The organism is Paraglaciecola algarum (genome assembly GCF_021532655.1).
GTDB classification, from domain to species: domain Bacteria; phylum Pseudomonadota; class Gammaproteobacteria; order Enterobacterales; family Alteromonadaceae; genus Paraglaciecola; species Paraglaciecola algarum.
This window is the reverse complement of the sequence record NZ_JAKGAS010000006.1, coordinates 1-18,867: the sequence shown is the minus strand read 5'-3', so window position 1 is coordinate 18,867 and position 18,867 is coordinate 1. Positions and strand designations below refer to the sequence as shown.

At 38.7% G+C, this 18,867-nt stretch carries 16 protein-coding genes; 8 read left to right on the top strand and 8 right to left on the bottom strand.

Annotated elements, in window-relative coordinates:
- Positions 1–9: 9 nt before the first annotated feature.
- The 7 genes from L0668_RS11840 to L0668_RS11810 all read left to right on the top strand — a co-directional run bounded on the left by L0668_RS11840 (position 10) and on the right by L0668_RS11810 (position 9,048).
- Positions 10–360: a hypothetical protein gene (locus tag L0668_RS11840; protein WP_235312832.1), complete on the top strand. Its 351-nt coding sequence runs from the start codon at positions 10–12 to the stop codon at positions 358–360.
- 82 nt (positions 361–442) lie between these two features.
- On the top strand, positions 443–1,660 hold the full coding sequence (locus tag L0668_RS11835; protein WP_235312830.1) for a TolC family protein: 1,218 nt from the start codon (positions 443–445) through the stop codon (positions 1,658–1,660).
- A gap of 55 nt (positions 1,661–1,715) precedes the next feature.
- Entirely contained in the window at positions 1,716–3,011 is a 1,296-nt protein-coding gene (locus L0668_RS11830; RefSeq protein ID WP_235312829.1) for an efflux RND transporter periplasmic adaptor subunit, read from the top strand.
- 11 nt (positions 3,012–3,022) lie between these two features.
- Positions 3,023–6,223: an efflux RND transporter permease subunit gene (locus tag L0668_RS11825; protein WP_235312827.1), complete on the top strand. Its 3,201-nt coding sequence runs from the start codon at positions 3,023–3,025 to the stop codon at positions 6,221–6,223.
- A gap of 276 nt (positions 6,224–6,499) precedes the next feature.
- A complete protein-coding gene (locus tag L0668_RS11820; protein ID WP_235312826.1) occupies positions 6,500–6,649 on the top strand; it encodes a hypothetical protein in 150 nt (49 codons plus the stop codon).
- Between the two features lie 154 nt (positions 6,650–6,803).
- Positions 6,804–7,841, top strand: coding sequence for a nucleoid-associated protein (locus tag L0668_RS11815; protein ID WP_235312824.1), 1,038 nt, complete (start codon positions 6,804–6,806; stop codon positions 7,839–7,841).
- 10 nt (positions 7,842–7,851) lie between these two features.
- Complete coding sequence (locus L0668_RS11810; RefSeq protein ID WP_235312821.1) at positions 7,852–9,048, top strand: hypothetical protein; 1,197 nt, start codon at positions 7,852–7,854, stop codon at positions 9,046–9,048.
- 154 nt (positions 9,049–9,202) lie between these two features.
- Here the strand turns inward: L0668_RS11810 and L0668_RS11805 are convergent, their stop codons facing one another.
- The 7 genes from L0668_RS11805 to L0668_RS11775 all read right to left on the bottom strand — a co-directional run bounded on the left by L0668_RS11805 (position 9,203) and on the right by L0668_RS11775 (position 17,159).
- The gene (locus L0668_RS11805) at positions 9,203–9,502 is read right to left on the bottom strand and encodes a hypothetical protein (RefSeq protein WP_235312819.1); all 300 of its coding nucleotides are present in this window, start codon (positions 9,500–9,502) and stop codon (positions 9,203–9,205) included.
- A gap of 116 nt (positions 9,503–9,618) precedes the next feature.
- Positions 9,619–10,557: an S-4TM family putative pore-forming effector gene (locus L0668_RS11800; RefSeq protein WP_235312817.1), complete on the bottom strand. Its 939-nt coding sequence runs from the start codon at positions 10,555–10,557 to the stop codon at positions 9,619–9,621.
- Positions 10,557–11,549, bottom strand: a complete 993-nt coding sequence (locus L0668_RS11795; RefSeq protein WP_235312815.1) for an SMODS domain-containing nucleotidyltransferase — start codon at positions 11,547–11,549, stop codon at positions 10,557–10,559. The genes L0668_RS11800 and L0668_RS11795 overlap by 1 nt, the downstream gene beginning before the upstream one ends.
- Positions 11,550–11,567: 18 nt before the next feature.
- Positions 11,568–12,131 carry a condensin complex protein MksE gene (locus tag L0668_RS11790; protein WP_235312814.1) on the bottom strand — a complete coding sequence of 188 codons (564 nt, stop codon included), beginning with the start codon at positions 12,129–12,131 and terminating at the stop codon, positions 11,568–11,570.
- Positions 12,124–13,494 (bottom strand): hypothetical protein, encoded by a 1,371-nt coding sequence (locus tag L0668_RS11785; RefSeq protein WP_235312813.1) that lies wholly within the window; start codon positions 13,492–13,494, stop codon positions 12,124–12,126. Before L0668_RS11785 ends, L0668_RS11790 begins: the two co-directional genes overlap by 8 nt.
- Complete coding sequence (locus L0668_RS11780; protein WP_235312812.1) at positions 13,484–16,357, bottom strand: hypothetical protein; 2,874 nt, start codon at positions 16,355–16,357, stop codon at positions 13,484–13,486. The genes L0668_RS11785 and L0668_RS11780 overlap by 11 nt, the downstream gene beginning before the upstream one ends.
- Positions 16,350–17,159 (bottom strand): hypothetical protein, encoded by an 810-nt coding sequence (locus tag L0668_RS11775; RefSeq protein ID WP_235312811.1) that lies wholly within the window; start codon positions 17,157–17,159, stop codon positions 16,350–16,352. Before L0668_RS11775 ends, L0668_RS11780 begins: the two co-directional genes overlap by 8 nt.
- Before the next feature lie 103 nt (positions 17,160–17,262).
- Between L0668_RS11775 and L0668_RS11770 the strand changes: the two genes are divergently transcribed.
- Positions 17,263–18,087, top strand: a complete 825-nt coding sequence (locus L0668_RS11770) for a BrxR family helix-turn-helix transcriptional regulator (protein WP_235312810.1) — start codon at positions 17,263–17,265, stop codon at positions 18,085–18,087.
- Positions 18,088–18,093: 6 nt separating this feature from the next.
- On the opposite strand, the gene L0668_RS11765 is transcribed toward L0668_RS11770, so the two are convergent.
- Positions 18,094–18,867 (bottom strand): hypothetical protein (locus L0668_RS11765; protein ID WP_235312809.1); only part of this gene is annotated, 774 nt, incomplete at its 5' end.

The following is an 18,867-nucleotide window of genomic DNA, read 5'->3' as shown; positions in this document are numbered from 1 at the left end:
GTGATAACCTTGAACCTTAATGTTGTGCTAAAAATGCTCTTAGTCGTTTCGATTGTTTTGCAATCGTTATCGTCTATTGCGTCCGCAACTTATGATAGTCATCAAGTAGACGTTGAACACCTGCAAACACAACATGACCATAAAGATGACCCTAATATTATCAAAGAAAACGCAGGTGATAGTCAGCACGAAATTAAAGATTGTCATCACTGTGGGCATTGCAGTGGTAGCCACCTATCATGGATATTAGTCAGCAATTTAAACAGTACCGCTAAGTTACATTTCATAAACCGATTTTCCGCTCAGGTAGATCAAACAAAAGATTACCAAGACTCCATATTACGCCCTCCTAAATCTTAATTTATTTGATTATTAATGACCTTTATATCCTGTCACAAGGATAAAAAGTTGGTGTTTATTAATTTAAAAATTAAGAGTCCATATGTATTTATATTTCAAAAATACAGGTGTATGCCTGTCTATGTGTCTTGCTATAAGCTTTTCAATTAATGCTTATGGCAAAGAAAAAAGTACTTCATGGTTAGAAAACCAAATAAATAAAGATCCTGAAATTATTGAGGCAAGAGAGTTACTCAAAGCTAGTCAATTTCAGGCAAAAAGCTTGACTAAAGCTATCTATAACCCTGAGTTTGAGGCTAGTTATGAAAAGGAAGGTGATTTTAAAAACTTTTCAGTTGGTCTGAGTCAAACTATTGATTTATGGGATAAACAGTCATCCAACAAAAACATTGGTGAAATTGTTTTTTACATGAATCAACAGCAATTATTAGATTTACTTGAATCAAAGAAAGCCGAAGCACTAATCGCGCTTGTTAATTGGCAGGCTGCCAAAGATGCAGCAAAATTGTTAATTGAAAAAGAAGAACAACTGCGAACTCTGGTTAGCATTGTTGATGAAAAGCAAAAAGTGGGACTACTGGACCCTATTGATGCTGAATTAGTGTATCTAAACCTAGCACAAGCCTTTAGTGAAATTTCCGAATATCAAATTGCGTTAAAGCATGCGGAAGTTCAGGTTCAAGAATTACTGCCGGATTGGACTCCTGATATAGCCAAAGGACCGAAGTTTGAGTTTAAGACAACAAATTATTCCTTCAATACAGAATGGGTTAAACAACACCCTAAAGTAAAGCTTGCTAAAGCGTATTGGCATGAGCAACAAGCAAAGGCTCAACTTAGCACAATAGAAGCTAAAGCTAATCCCACCATTGGGATTAGCGCAGGCGAAAGTGGCAATGAAAGTACAGTTGGACTTACATTTTCAATGCCTTTAAATATCAGGAATAACTACTCCGATACTATTAAATTTGCCTACTCAAAATCTATTGCCGCAGAAGCCAAATTTCAGTCGGTTTTTCGCAAGCAGTCTTTTAAGGCAAAAGCTAACTATGAATCACTTTTGGTTAGTAAAAAATATTACGAACAGTGGTTAATACTTACCCACGGCAGGTTGAATAACAGCGAAAAATTACTAAACAAACGCTGGGAAGCAGGTGACATAAATACTTCTGATTATTTATTTGCTTTAAATCAACGGGCAGAAGGACTTCACACAGGAATTCAATTGGAAAAGCAATTCAAAGTTGCCGAGATTTCCTTCATTTCAAGTATGGGTCAGTTATCCAAATTTGAGATTTAACCGCTCCAATTTTAAACAAGCGAAATCTCAAATTTATAAAATATAGGTTATAAAAATGAATACAATATTTAGTAAAAAATTATTAGCCGTAGTAATGAGCAGCCTTTTAGTTGGGCTTACTACGAGTCACATTGCTTTTGGTCAATCGTCAGGTGTTACAGATTCTACCGCAAAGATTTCACAGCAAGATGTAAAAGAACATAAAGATGATCATGACGATCACGAAAAGGGACATGAAGAAGATAAAGGTGACCATGACGAGCACGAAAAGGGACATGAAGAAGATAAAGGTGACCATGACGAGCACGGACATGGAGGTGGAAGTAAAGAGGAAGAGCATGAAGAAGGTATAACTCTTAGCCCGAAAAAGATGTCACTTGCTAACATAAAAGTGGAAAGCATTGTTCCAGAATATCAATACAGTTCGATATACGCACCCGGCGAAATAAAAGCCAATGGTTATAAAAGCTACGTGGTTTCACCTCGTACTGAGTCGGTCATTATTAGCCGTCACGCAGCTCTTGGAGAACACGTAGAAATAGGCCAAAAGTTAGTCACATTGTTTAGTGAGGCGATGGCACAAGCACAGGCTGACTATTTAATCGCTTCAACCGAATGGCAACGAGTGAAAAAGCTGGGTAACAAAGCGGTGAGTGAAAGTCGATTGTTACAAGCTGAAACAACTTACAACGCTTCTTATGGAAAACTCATTGCTTTAGGGTTAACTGAAAAAGCAATTCAGAGTATTTCCAATAAAGACATTAAAGCATTTGGGCAATATACATTAACAGCACAGCGTGAAGGCGTAGTGCTTCAAGATGATTTTATCCAAGGGCAACGCGTTAATGCTGGTGATACAGTGATGTTGCTAGCAGACGAAAAGCAACTATGGGTAGAAGCAAAAGTATCGCCTAATAAAAAGCTAGATTTGTCCAAAAACTCGCCGGGTATAGTCAAATTAGAAGGGCAAAGTTACAACGCAAAAGTCATTCAAGAAGCGCACACCATCGATCCGTTAACGAGAACGAGGATAGTTCGTTTGTCAGTCGAAAACAAAGACGACAACCTACATTCAGGTATGTTTGTGAAAGTCTATTTTCAATTTTCAACCCAAGAGAAAGTAATGGCTGTGCCGGAAGAAGCCTTGATCCGCAGTGCTGATGGTGATTGGACCATATTCGTTGAAGACCACCCCGGAGAGTTCAAAGCCATAGAGGTTGAACTGGGCCGAGCCTTAGGTGAATTTAGAGAAATAATCGGCGTTGAAAGTGGAACGCGAATTGTCACTAAAGGTGCTTTCTTTGTTGCTTCTGAAATTGCTAAAGGCGGATTTGATCCGCACAACCACTAAGGAGAAATACAATGTTTAATAAAATTATTGATTGGTCCGTAAACAACCGACTCCTTATCTTAATCGCTCTTTTTGCCGCTATTGTTAGTGCAGTAATGGTTATTCCAAAGTTAAATTTGGATGCTTTCCCTGATGTTACTAACGTTCAGGTTGCCGTGAATACTGAAGCCCCCGGATTGGCAGCGGAAGAAGTTGAACAACTTATTACTTATCCGATAGAAGCTGTGATGTACGCCTTGCCGGATGTTGAACAAGTACGTTCGATTTCTAAAACAGGTTTATCTGGTGTCACGGTGGTTTTCAAAGAAGGCACCGATATTTACTTTGCTAGGCAACTTGTCTTTGAACGACTTCAAGCGGCTAAAGAATTGATCCCCGAAGGTGTTGGTACACCGAATATGGGACCGAACACCTCTGGGTTAGGTCAAGTATTTCAATATTTATTGATATCAGATAAGGGCGCTGGTTTTGACGCGATGGCACTTAGAAGCCTCAATGATTGGATTGTCAAACTACTTATCATGCCTGTCGATGGAGTCACTGACGTTCTGTCCTTCGGAGGCAACGTTAGGCAATATCAAGTAAATATTGATCCTTCAAAACTTCTAGAATACGACCTAACCCAAGAAGATATCGTCACAGCCTTAGATAGCAACAATGCCAATGTTGGCGGCTGGTATATGAACCGTGGACAAGAGCAACTTGTTATTAGAGGAACAGGCTGGTTCGAAAGTGGTGATGCTGGCATCGGTAATATCAAGCAAGTACCAGTAAAAACCATCGATGGAACAGTAATAACTGTATCTGACATAGCAAGAGTAGGAATGGGCAGCGAAATTCGGCAAGGCGCGGTTACCATGACTCGCAAAACAGCAGAGGGCAAAGTCGAGGATCTAGCTGAAGTGGTTTCAGGTATTGTATTGAAGCGGATGGGGTCAAACACTAAGGCCACCATTGATGGAATCAATGCAAGAATACCACTAATTAATCAAGCGCTTCCAAAAGGCGTTCGCTTTGAACCCTTCTATGATCAAGCTGATTTAATTGAGAAAGCAGTTAATACCGTCGTTGAAGCACTAGCATTAGCTTTTGTTTTCATCTGTATTGTACTGGCGCTTTTCTTAATGAACCTACGGGCAACCTTTTTGGTTTTAATTTCAATTCCTATCTCAATTGGCATTGCTTTGATGATCATGGCGTGGTGGGGAATTTCTGCCAACCTTATGTCACTGGGTGGAATTGCTGTGGCTATTGGTATGTTGGTCGATGGTTCGGTGGTGATGGTTGAAAACATGTTTAAACATTTAAATAAGCCAGATTCAACTCACTCAGACAGTGTTCACGCTAGCGTTCCTGCGTCTGATACAGACCCACACGATGTTGAGTATGATGATCACGGTATTGAATTGCGTCTCAAGGAAGCAGGCAAAGAAGTCGCTCGTCCGGTATTTTTTGCAGCGTCTATTATCTTAGTGGTATTTACGCCATTATTTAGCTTCGAAGGAGTAGAAGCTAAACTCTTTCAACCTATGGCAATCAGTATCATCTTAGCGGTCGTATCTGCCATCATGGTGGCCTTGTTTGTTGTGCCTGCTCTGGCTACTTATCTGTTTAAAACTGGTGTAAAAGAAAAAGAAAGTTTCGTACTAAAACCTTTAGACAAACTTTACAGAAAAGGGCTTACTTTCGCACTAAAACGCACGAAGTTAGTCATTTCAGCTTCACTTATTTTAGTTATCTCTGCATTTGCATTAGTGCCATTTATTGGCACTGAATTTGTTCCTGAGTTAGAGGAAGGGACTATTAATTTAAGAGCAACCCTTGCTCCTTCTTCTAGTTTAGATACAGCACTTACTGTTGCTCCAATTCTAGAAGAAAAGTTAATGGCCTTTCCTGAAGTAACTTATGCCCTGAGCAGAATTGGACGAGCTGAGATAGGTGGAGATCCTGAGCCTGTGAACAACATAGAAATTTATATAGGATTAAAACCAGTTTCTGAGTGGACAAGCGCTTCTAATCGATATGAACTTCAAGCTAAAATGGAAAGGTCACTGGAAGAGTTTCCGGGGTTGCTACTTAACTTTTCTCAGCCCATTGCCACTCGTGTTGATGAATTACTATCAGGTGTAAAAGCGCAATTAGCAATCAAGCTATTTGGACCAGAGCTTGATGTGTTAGCCAAAAAAGGGCAGGAAATTGAAGCAGTTATTAAAGAAGTTGAAGGTGCTAGAGATGTCGCTTTAGAACAAATTGCTGGTGAAGCTCAATTAGTGATCAAGCCTAATAGACAAGAATTGTCACGATTTGGCCTGTCCGTTATTGACGTCATGGAGGTTGTGCGCGACGGCATTGGTGGCGTCGAGGCAGGGCAAATTATTAACGGCAATGAACGCTACGATATTTATGTACGTTTGGAAGAAGAATATCGTCGAAACAAAGAATCTATCTCAGATATTCGACTTCAATCACCAACTGGGGCTTGGGTGCGCTTAGGTGATGTTGCATCCGTTTCATTTGAGTCTGGTCCACCGCAAGTCAGGCGCGATGACGTACAAAGGCGAGTGGTTATTCAAGCAAACGTCCAGAATCGAGATATGGGTAGTGTTGTAGCTGATATCAGAGAGATAATAGCCAAAAAGGTTGATTTGCCTTCCGGTTATTCTATTTCTATTGGTGGACAATTTGAAAGCCAGCAGCGTGCGCAAAAAAGATTAGCTATAGTGGTGCCTTTATCATTAGGGTTAATAGCACTATTGCTTTACTTTGCCTTTGGCTCCGTTGGTCAGGCTATGTTGATACTAGTCAATGTACCTCTTGCTGTGATTGGTGGTGTGTTTTCTCTGTATTTGTCAAACCAATACTTATCAGTGCCTAGCTCGGTGGGTTTCATTACCTTATTCGGCGTTGCAGTATTAAACGGTGTAGTAATGGTAGAGAGCATCAATCAACGTATTAAAGATGGGTTAGACACCTCCAAAGCCGTTTTTGATGGCGCAACCTCTAGATTAAGACCAGTATTAATGACGGCTATCACTTCAGCATTGGGCTTAATCCCAATGTTAATGTCTAGCGGTGTTGGTGCTGAAATACAACGTCCTTTAGCAAGTGTCATTGTCGGAGGATTAATTACGGCAACCTTATTAACATTATTTGTGCTGCCTGTTTTATACAGTTGGTTTTCTAGGAAGAAAATAGAAGAGCTATGCCGTTAAAAAATTAAACTGAATCCCATGCAGAACTTATATTTGGTGTGGGATTCATTTCTTGTATTTGAATCCAAAGCCTCGCCCTAGCAGACCTATGGTTGCCGGGCTTTTTCTGGTTTTCAAGTCTACTTGCTAGCCCTTTTATTTTTGGCTGCTTTTGAAGCCAAAAGAACAGGTCTCTTTATCGTATGTTATTTATTTAGTATAAATGGTAAGTTATTAATATAGTTAAAAAATTTAATCACAATATTTCAATTAAATAGTATTTTAAAGGAGAATTACATGGCTGTTAAACATAACCCAACTGGAATTGTACATCAAGGCAAAAAAGGTGGCACAACCGGATGTGGCGTTGATACTAAAAAGCACTCAAGCCATTGGGTTGATTCACACCAAAAAATCACTTGTGATAAGAATGGCTGTAAAAATTAGACTCCAACCTAAGAGATTTGTTTAATTTTGAATCCAAAGCCCCGCCCTTAGCAGATGGTGGAGGCTTTTTTATGGCTCCGTAGAGGATTACAGTTGCACTTGAGGCGGCTTTGCGGAAATATATTATCACGGGAAAAAAGAAGTAAGGGATGTTATGGCTATTAATCACGTAATACTGCATGAGGTTAAACGCGAGAAGGATGGAGAACGCGTCAAGGTTAACCTTCGAAAGAAAGAAAATAATGCTTTAGGCCTTGCTGGGTCACTTACAGATAGTCTTATTGAGCTATTTACGCATTCAACTTTGAACATAGGGGAGTTCGCTGTTGACGGAGATCCAACAATAGACCCAGCGTTTGAACAGACATTAGCAGAGCATTATGATGATCTTGAATGCAGTGATTTTATTGTTATGACCACAGTGATGGCTAACAGGTATGCAGCAATAATGCGCCGCCCCAAATTGCAATCGGTTAAAGGTGGCCTTCTTATTTTTTACGAATATGAGAGTCGAGGGAAGATATGGCTAGCGCTAGCTGTTTTGCAAAGAGCTGACGGATATGACATTTCTGATGATTTGGAGCTAGAGGCTTCGCAAATTATCGACATAAACAAATTACACCTAGGTGCTGCAATTAATCTAACCGATTGGGAAGAAGATCTTTCTAGTCGTTATATAAAGTTCAAGACCGGATTAGCGGCTGAAGTTAGGGATTATTTTGAGGATTTCATAGGCTGTCAGCGTGATAAGCAGGCAGCAATAGCCGAAACAAAAAGCCTTAAAAAATCGATTCAAGACTACGCTAAAAATACCCTTGGCATGGATGATGATGTTGTCCAGTTTAAAGTTGACGATGCACACAGTTTCATAAAGCAGCAGCTTAAAGATGGATTGGAAGTAAAATTGACTGAAGTGGCAAACCGAGTCTTCCCAGATACCCCTGATGACTTTCTAGTATTAGCTCGTGAAACTTATGATGTGGGAGAAGAGGTTGCCATTAGTAATACAGAGCTGAAGAAATATTTACGTATATCAGGAAAAGCGAGCGGTGTATCTATCAGCTTTGACCGAAGTTTACTTGGCAAAAGTATTATTTATGGTAACGATGGGAAGCTAACATTTAATGAGATCCCGCCTATACTAAAAGAAGAGATACTGGAAGAGTTAGCCAGTAGAAGTAACGAAAACTGATATTTTCAGCATGAATTTACAGCTTTTAAAAGACTATTCAGACATATTTGCTTTGTTGGGCAAATTGGAGCGAAGAGACAATGCTACTTTGGTTGGCACGATTGAGTTTAGTCAAAATAATCTTGATAAGCTAAATCGCTTAATTGCTGCTGATTTATGTTCTGCGGGGATAGATTTATACAAAGATGAGGTATTTAAAGCTACCAAACAACTTCCTGAGTTTAAATTTGAGAAAACATACGCTGGGTATCATATACAGATCGAGCTTGTATCCGAAAAAATCCACGACAAATTTTTCATTTGCAAAGACTGGGATACATTACTGTCCTATCCTCAATATGTTTTGGAGCCAGTAAGTGCTGTTTTCATAAGTGATGAGAACGAAATTTACAGTACCGATACACCTTTGCTTAAGTTTGGCCGCTATCAAAATATCTCCAAAGTATGCCAGTTGATAAAACAGGTCTCTAACGATATAACGACTTCACAAGATTATTTGATTGTATTTGGACAGAGTTTAAATATCAGCTTTCAGGTGGATTCGTCAGTTCTGGAGTATGACCTTGACCCCAATCCATTGGAAGAATTGCTAACTGCTGATCTACACAAGGAAGCAAAAACGGCCTTGGTACGTGAATCATTGGTGTCCTTCCTTAAGCAACAAGATAAAAAATTTAGATTTAACCACCTTCTGACACACTTTAATGCATTCTCTAGCCAACTGTTGGCTAGCTACGAGCAATACGTTAGCAATTATTCGTTCGACAAAGTTCGACGCGAATATCAGGAGAAAAAGACTCAATATATAGTAAAAATAAACAAAGTGTTCGATGAAGTTGCAACGAAAACATTCGCTATCCCGGCTGGTGTATGGCTTGCTACAAGTCAAATTGAAATGGCTCAAGTAAATACGCTTGAGTTTTACAAGAATATCACCTTTATAATCACAGTTTTGGTGCTAGGAGTAATTGTTTGCCTTAACTTACTTGGCCAATTTAGTTCTCTCAAAGCTTTAAAATCAGAATATAAACCTCTGTTTGAACGATTGGAAAATGAGGTTGGCGCTGATAAAGATGATTTTGAAAACTCCAAAAATGAACTATCAAATCGATATGAAGTCGTTTGGTGGAAGTTAGCTTTTTCTGTATCAATCACGATTGTATTATTCATAGTCGTGATAGTACTTGTCTGCAAAGCCGCAAATTAGCCTCGTGTAAAGCATATTTTCCTTGTTACCAACCCGTTCGGACTGGCCTCAGACGCTTACCAACTAGGACATTCGCTGAGGCCCTTTGATTGAAGAGGCGAAGGCAGATTACTCGTTGATTGAAATAAGATGCCTATTCTCATTAAGATCGCCATTATTTGATTAGAATAGCTGATGCAGGTTTCAACTTGATTTTGCAGATACGACCGTATTTGCTGCCAATTAACCCTAAGATCCGCTGGCGTTTCCTCAGATTTTTAAGTTGCCGAGGGTTCATTTTTTGTTGTCGAGCTAGTCGCTGTTGATGACAACGCTGGCCGAATTGTTTGCTACGACATATTGAGTCGTAAGTGATCTGGCAGGCATCGAAAGACTGACGCTTACATTTGCTACACTTATACTTTAAACACGACGATATTCGAGATTTAATTCTGCGGATCAACTTACGTTTCATTTTTCAACTCCTGATTGAGCTGGCGATGAGCTGTCCTTTAAAATGAAATTCTATTAACAAGAGTTTCGATAACTGCGTGTAAGTCTTTATCTTTCATAGCTTTAACTCCCAGCCTATTAAGGCTGTCGTTCGATATCGGTTATCATCTGCTCAATGCTGTATTCTGCATCACCTTCAAAGTCATCTTTTCGTTTCCAATAGAAGCGATCAGATATAGGACGGTTCGTTTTCCTATGTTGATAAATCTCATTTTGAACTTCACGAAGCTTTTCAATTGTGAGTTCTTGATTAGCTGCGTCAGCCCACGCCGATTCCAACAGTTCTTTCAATCTCGTCATAGTGGAAATTGACTTCCTGTTATCTGAAATTAATTTTATTGAATAACTAAGGATAGGTAGCAGTGGACAAATTACGGTTAATAGCAGCGTTCTGAGCGAGAGATCATGGTTAAGAGCAATGATCATAATAAACACACACCAGCAAAGTAGGGAAATAAAAACACGCTGATTAACGGTCTCTCTTAAGGACTTATCCCAGTACAGATTCATTCGCTGACACAACAGAACCGCTTTGTTGTGACTAACATTGGCGACCTTCGGGTTATACCAGTTAATCAGATGTTCCCTTTTGTTGCACTTAACTTTGTAAAAAGTATTTTTAAGGTTGTAAATTACTTCGCCATCTGGCTTGGGTCCAGCTAAGGTTATATTCCAAGGCAATCCAAGAACGTTTGTGTCAAAAAGTTCTTGGATTTTCGCCGCAAGTTCTTTCCCAGTCTCAATGAAGCTGTTGAATAAAAATAAGTCCGCGAGCGCAATCACAATACAGTAGAAAGAGACATAAATAGTTACGTCTAATTGGGGAATACCTAGAAAACCTACAATTAACTGACTCTTCAATGCCAAAGCGAATAATGCCAATACAATTGGCATCCATACAGACATCAACATCTGTATAAAACTTAACTGCTTAACATCAGAGTACTTCTGCCTGAAAGCCGCAATCATATTGATAGAGCTATCATAGTTTTGCATGGAATTTATCTCGTTATTCATTAACTATACTCCGGGAATTCAGCACCAAAAATTTGCCGCCATTTGTTGATACTGCCCTTTTGATCTCCATTTGATTCTAAATGCCTAGCTTCCAATGCTAGATTAGCATCAGCTATCGCCTTATTAGAGATTTTCGAGCGCTCTTCCCATGTTAGTTTGTCATTCAAGTTAGTTTGAATCCCCTTAGGATCGGAGACGTTTGAATAAATATGATTTGCGATATACTCAAACACTCCAGCAAGCTCCAAATCTTGATATTGCGAACAGGTTCCATTGCTCTCAAAATGATTGAGTACCATACACTCTAGAAGATATGATCCCATAGATGGCATAGTTGGACGACGTTGCCAATACTTTACAAGTCTTAAAACGTTCAGCATGTTGCCTGAACATGTTGAATTAATTGTCCTAACTCTGTCGCGGTCTTTCCGTGGATCGGTTTTTTTCCAGTGACCACTCCCGTCAGGAATAATGTAATAGGTTTGTCCATATGCATCTTCCGTGGTGAAAAAACAGGGAACAATGTCAAAAGCCCAATCATATGATTTCAAGTTAAGGACGGCTGCCTCTTGGTTTCGTTTGATAGTTGCTGATTTGTATTGGTCTATTTCAGACAATTTCCTGACGAACTCATTCACAACTCGAATAGAGTTCAATGTATTCGAAGCAGCATGCTTATAATATTTATAGGCATCACAATCATCAGGGACATTGATTGTTATTTTCCCGGAAGTATCTTCAAAATACGAGCACCCTTCCCCCATCAATGCAATCATAATATCGATGTCGTCTAAAGGCCTAATTTTGGTCCGCCTTGCAAAAGAACCAAAATGAATATGTTTAGCTGTGTATAAAGGAAAAAAATCAGTAAAGGTGTTTATCTTCCCAACCAACCAATTTCGACTATTACGTGCATTTTTGGTTCTTTCGGCATCAAGATTAACCGTTTCTTTTTGAAATGCATTGAATGCTGTGGTGACTGTTATTGACAATTTTAGTCCTTAATTATTTTAAATATGCAATTCTGGCTCAAGATATAGACGGACAACTTCTTCATAAAAAGTTCGCCCCGCGTCGGATAAAATAAACCGTTCATTACCGGGTAACTCAAGTAATAAGTTGCGGTTAATCAGCACGTTTTTGAATTCGGTGTACAAATCACTTTTAAGCCTTGCTTTCTCGATAAGCTCTTGAACATCATCGATCTCTTGAAGTGCTAGAATGTCTGTTTTGGTTATTCCGCCATTTTGCTCAGTCAACTTGCTAAATCGATAGTTTTGCTCATTAATGTACTTACCTAGCATAAGCAATAGAAGTGCGGCTTTCATCGTAACGTCAGTTTTAACATCTTCCGATAATTCAGCGCCTTTTCTCAAGTAAACAAAGTCTTTATTACGAACCAATTCTTGTCCCGACATTTCATATTGCGTTGCGTATGTAGAAAGGTTATTCATTATTTCTTCAAAGAGCGGATTCGAGATCCACTGGCCACTGTTGTTAAGCATCCAGTTATTTATGATCTTTCCAGCCGTTAGTGTTTGGTAGATTTCTACGCTCAAGTCAGTGTTATACATCCAGTTCACCTCGTGCCAATTCAATATTTAAATATTCCAAGTAATATTGTTCATCCTGCTGCCTCCGTCGTTCTCGACTAAAGACCAAATGTTCTAATGGTGCATACGGCATCACTTCTTCAATACCAAACAAAACGTCACCTAACCAAAAACTATCCAAATTTTGGCGTAGCAACTCAAATACGAACTTATGTACGTCGGGAATTGAGATTGGAAGTCCGGCCTGAGCTATTAATCTAGCAATCTCTATCTGTCTCTCCTCTTCAATTCGGACCTCTTCTGGTAAAGGTTTGATCAGTTGTTTTTTGGGTTTGCTTTCCTCACGTTGGAGCATATTCAAATATTCTTTGAATCGAAGTGTTGTTTTGCCTTCAACCCAGTTAAATTTTGCTGCGTGGTTTGTACGTAGGTCTCTTAATCCATCTATAGTTGACAGTTTTAGGAATATTGGTGCATTGGGAGTTAAATACTTATTTTTCTGTTTTCCGTGGCGCAATGGCACAACATCATCCATTAAGGCATTGAATGCATTGTCAATTGCAATGTATCTATCGCGATCTTGAGCCAAATAAGTTGAATATTGCTTAAGTTTACGTACGAGTAGTCCTATGTCTTTATAATAACTGCTAACTGCCGTAAAACGGTATTGAAGACGGTTTGACTCATGCAGTTTTGCAGGTAAATCTGCGAGATGCTTTATTAACTGCTCAATAGACTGTGTTAAAGTTCTTTTCCCTTTCATTTCCATATTTGGGTCAATAAATTCATAACACGGCAATACATACTTGCTGTAAAGATCCGTTACACGGTCATATAGCTCGAAAACCGAAGTTTCACCATCTCCTGCGTTGAACTCCTTGTACTGCTGAGATACGCGCTTTACTTGTGCATCCAGTGCCGATACATTTTCTTTTATCTTCGAATGTATTTCACTAAGTAATCGATAGAAACTCCCATACAGTTCTCTTGTATCATCATTTTCCAGATAGGCGCACTCCAACAACCTATCTACAAAGTCAGACACACGCTGGCGCAAATCTTCTAAATCGTGCCTGTTAAGTTCCCTCGCCCGTTTTACATCTATAAACCTGAGCATATTGATGATTACATCCGCAACTGAAATGGTCCCAGTATTCTTATCATGATGAATAAATACTCCGTTCTTTAGCAAGACTGCCAAACTTAACTGCGCATGAACATTTTGATCATCATCTTCACAAATGTAATGACTATACAAATTTAGAAAAAGCTTCTCTGGTATCTCAGGCACTCCTCCTTCCTTGTCAATAAAATCCAATATTTTCAGAAAGCTATTTTGATGCTTGAGGATAGAACTGAGGATAACATCACGATTAAGCTTCATTGGATTGACTCCCAAAGCTTTCAATATACTCAGGTAGGATATGCATGTGGCATTTTGGGACACGTGGCTTCTTGATTTTGGCTCTATCAATCATTATCCAACGACCAACGTTTTTGCTAACAAAGCCTGAAAATGTAGGTGTGGCACAAAAGATTGAAAAGCCGTGCTCACTGATTTGCTGAATAGTAGCTTTTGTATTTTTGAAATCCAACGTACCCACTTCATCTACAATAATCGGCATCTTGAGCGATACATAGTCTGGAGTAATTTTCTTAAGTAACACCGATAGCACGAAGGCTGTGATTGTACTAGTCGTTCCACCTGACTGACTTTTAGTAAAACGCTCACCAGTTTCTTCTAGAGTATATTCATAATGCACTGCATGAATAATGTCATGCATCTTAAGTTTGCGTGTCCGCTTATCGAAGTAACTATCCGCAAACTGAGTAAGTGCATGATAAAACTCAGGCTCCAACAATGTCTCATCTGAAATATCTTGCTTATCGATAGTAGACAGTAAAGATTCAAATCGTACATTGATTTCTGGCCGTAAGTTGATCTCAGAAAGGTTTGATACAAGTTTACTATTGAGTTCATCATTAATTTCTTTGATGAAATTTGAAAGAAACTGTTTCGATGTTTTCAGTTCTTTTATCTGATTGCTAACAAATTGATTGTGTGTACAAATGCTTGTATTCAACTGTTTCAAATCATACTGTAATGTGGCGTATTCGCCTGCGTAACTGTCAACAGCTTTAGATATTGCGGTAACTGAATCGAATTGTTTGTGGGGATCAACACCTTCGATCTGAACCTGTCCTGATAAAAGATGTAATTCTCTAATAACACTCGTTTTCAAAGAAGACAGATCGGTGCTTAATTTGTAAAGCTTTTCAAACCACGAATCATCTAGAACTACTTCGTCAGAGATCTCTTCAAACAGAAAGTCAATATCGGCATGCCTCTGGATGGTATTAAAAACACTCTCATACCTTTTAAGTCTCTCCGACTCATCTTTCAAGGTATCAAGTTTATTTTGACACTGATTAGCAGTTGCAGTGTGTTCTTGAAGTTTATTACACCCTTTTTCAAACGAGATATTCGCCTTAATATACACATCTTGTTTATCTTTAAGTTTTTTGGATGTATCGTCTTCGCCTCTTATGAGTTCTCTTAAAGCACGAATATTGTCTCGCTGAATTTCAATTTTTTGTAAGGCTTGTTCAGTGTTCGTTATTAGCGATTCAATATCATTATTTTTTAAAGCTCTACCTTGTTCGGTGATATTTTGCTCCACAATCTCAAGTTGCTGTTCAACTCTAGCTAACTCAAGAGTGGCCTCTTCAACCATTATTTCTGGATTTATCTCTGTAAAACTGACATCTTTGATCGGCTTATCGAGGAAAGTAAGTAACCCTGTATTATCAGAGTCAAATAATGATGTAAAGTTGACAACCGCATCGCGATGACTCTCAGTCAGAGGTACTATTGTTTTGACAATATTTTGATTCAATGAGTACAAAATACTCGCACTTGTAGAATTGTTTAACTGACTCGCAACCGTTCTCGATTGATCTTCAATTATGTTTTGTAGTTCTTTTTTTGTACCTAAAAGTTGCTTTTTCTTTGTCAGCTCTTTCTGGAGTTGTCTTTTAACGCCATTCTCCTTGCGAAGTTCTCTTAGTAAGGTATTCACGCCGTCATATTCATGGTCCAGATGCTCAAGAGTTTTCTCGACTGAAGAAAAGCCTAAAGAAGCATATAAATTTTTTACCTCAACGACTCGCTTAGACTGATGCGATAATTGTTCTTCCAAGTGTTCCACATGGCTTTTAGCTTTAATTGAAGCTTCGTTAGCTTTTGCGACTTCTTCTCTGGTAGTAAATTGTTGTTTATTCGCTTCATCAGTAAGATTCTTCATATTGACGTACCTTTCATCAAAGCTTTCTTTTGCTTCATTTAACAGGTGTCGTAACGATTTATGGACCAGTGTGTAATGTTTATAATTGTTTGTCAGTTGTTCAAAATTAGATGACAATCTGTTGAAAATTGGCTCAGCATTTTTCAAAGTTTGAAGTTGCGCTTGTTTTGCAAACAGTTGTTCGTAGTCTGTTGCTAAGTCGAGGAGATCTGCGCTCAGTCGCTCTTCATCTCTGCCCCGGCCCATCTCAAGAAGTGTGGCAATGGCTTTAGGTAAGGTATCTGTCTCTGAGCTTTTAATGTCAAATGCTAATTGATAAATATTCCTGAAAGCTTCAATTGAGTCCAAACGAGCATCTTTCATAGGTAGAATGCAAAAACGACGTTGCTTTTTAGTACCACGCATACCTTCAAACATTAAGGATCGTATTTCTGCCGCGTCCGATGTTTGTAAACCGTCGTTTTCGATAACAAACTGTTTAACTGTTTTGACACTCAAGTCGTCATTGAAATCATCTTTATCCACATCCCAAAAAAGATGGCGCATTTCATCGAATGATAAGGGTGCGAAAAGTCGGCTGTAGGTGTAATTGTTAGTTTTGTATAACAACATACAAAACGCCCCCTCAGGGTTCTGCACTTCGAGAATGATGAACGAGGTTGAATCAGGAAAGTAAAAATCATAGGAGTCTTCTTGTGAAAAGGTTCCTCTATTACCAACAAATTTAAACTTCTTTTCACAGCGGCTAAAATTAACTTCTGGATACAGCAGCAATTTGGTGCCAGCGAGACTCGCGGTTTTTCCAACATTGTTCCCGCCAAACATTGCAAGGTGTCTATCCAGTAATATCTCCGAATATCCATGATTTGCCGAGTTAACGTAAACTAGACGCTTAAGTATGTAATCCTCTGCTAATAATCCATCAGTAACAAAATCATTCATCAAGGTAGCTCTCCTGCTCCAATTCTCTTTCGGTTTTGTAAATCAGTTGCGCAACATGAGTTAGCTCTGGGTGTTTTCGTCCCAGTCTGATGGCTTTCTCAATTGATATTGTTTTTGCTGGTGCCCTTACTGTTTTCAATCTATCTTTTATGTCACTTGGTACGAGAAAAACTACGTTTGAATTAGGTAAAAGAGTGAGGAGGTTACTAGCTATCTGAAGCCCCCCAGCATCTACATCCAGCAATAGGAAAATCGACTTGAATTTACAAAGAAATCTTAGGTGTAAAGCGTTAGAAATTGCGTTACCTTCGGTAAAAACTGTTAATGCTTTTTGTAAATCTACATCCCCGATATCGCAGTATGTTTTTATAAAAGATAAAGTTTTATCAATGCTGATGAAGTTTTGTCTGTTTTCAATTAATAATGCGTAATCATGCCATTCTCGTTTGGGTAAGTAATTTCCATCAGTATCAAACATTACTACCTGAGGATGTATTGCCCCTTCTCTGACGAGAAGCATTGAGCCATTTACATTGTATGCGTGGCTGTTATTTTGTTTAGCTGCTGAATTGCGATCCTTATATATCTCTCCAATGATGTTATCAAGTTGAACTCTGAGCCAAAGCGCTACACGCGTAACTTTATAGGTATTCGTTCCAACCCTTCTTACTTCAAAGTCTCGATTAGTTGCGTCAAGATTTAACTCAGGAGAATTCAATAAATTGAGGAATTGAGCATAATCAATTGCCTTTCCTTCATCGATCTTCTTTAAGTACTTTTCAACTTGCTTGCCGTAATTCATTTTGCATCCCACAACGCTTGGTGTGTATATTAATATGCACTATACATTAGTAGGCACTATATATTATATTATGTAGATAGATCAACTGGGATTTTATTAATCAATGGAAAACATCACCGACATTCGGCAAGAAAGGCGACTACGTTATATCGATTTATGCGCTTTTGTGCTCGGAACAACAAACAGACGTCAGCTAATGAATCGTTTTGAAATCAAAGAAGCTTGGTCCACCCGTGACTTTAAGCGTTACCAAGAAATGGCTGAGAACAATCTTATTTATAATCATCGATTGAGAGCCTACGCCCCGACAAAATGGTTCAGCCCTTGTTTTGAACATCAAATAGAAGAAGCAATTGATCTAATTTCTTCTGGTACGCAACGACTTGTGTGTGAGCCAAAGTTCGCCGAAAACGTAAATAGCTATAGAATTCCAAGTGTTTTGCCGGAGCTAAAGGTTGTCGCACCGATTTTCAGAGCACTCAACCTTGGAATTAAAGTAGACATTAATTACTTATCGCGTAGCAGTGGCGAATCCAGCAGGATAATTGCCCCACATACACTGATCGAAACAGGTAATTTTGTGTACATCAGGGCTTTTGACCACAAGTCAGGAGATTTCAGAAGCTTTAAGTTGAATCGAGTCGTTGCCTCTCGTGACTCTGAGATTTCAGTTGAGGAAAATCAGACCAAAACTTTTGATCCTGATTGGAATCAAGAGGTTGAAATTACAATTGGTATCAATGGTAAACCCAAAAACCCTGAAACCATTACCTTTGATTACGGATTAGAGTCAGGACAAATAGTACTTAAGATGAGAAAAGCCTTAGTGTTCTATTTTTTATCTGATTGGAATATTGCTCCGCTGGAGTACGACTGTCTACCAGATAAGCTTTTCCCCCTCAAAGTTCTGAAAATTAACGCACTGTAATAATGTTTATGTGTGGTTAAGTATAATGGCTGATTTTTGATATATGGAATATTCAGCAAGTGTACAAGGCCGCATGTACGCCTCGTATTGTTTCCCGTCAATTACAATATTTTTTGTCATCGCTTCTTCAAACTGTTGTAAAGAACTTGAAAGGGCTTTGTAATAGTCATCATCATCACCCACAAACTCGCCGTCTTTATTGATTTCAAATAACTCTAACGCGAGCAGGTTATCTTCAAAATTAAATAAACATTTACCGTTTTGAATGTGCTCATTTGTAAGGTAAAAGTCAGGATAATCTAGTACTTCAATTTCGTCTTCAGTTGGAAAACCAATGATGTAAAACATATACCTCTCAACCGTACAGTACTGAATTTTCGTCCCTACGAATTCACAAAATAATGCTGTCATTGATTTATACAGCCTATCTTGGAATATCTTTTGAAGCTTGTTTTTAGGTTCTGACAATTTATCAAACTTTGGCTTGCGTGACGATTTTTCGCGGCCCAAAGAGTTATAAAATATTAAGGCCTCATCTTGCCAGTTCTTCCATCCTGTCCACATTAATGGAGGAAATCTGTATTTTGAAAATTCATCTTTTATTGTCAAAACCTCATTTAAACTGTTATCGGAAAACATGCATGGCGTGATAATTCTCGTTGCCAATATTTTGAAAGTCACATTATTAATCTTGATGTCGCAATAATCTGCTTTAATTAAACAGGACACTTTAATAATGGAATATAATGCAATTATTGAGGTGTTAAATGATAAAACGAA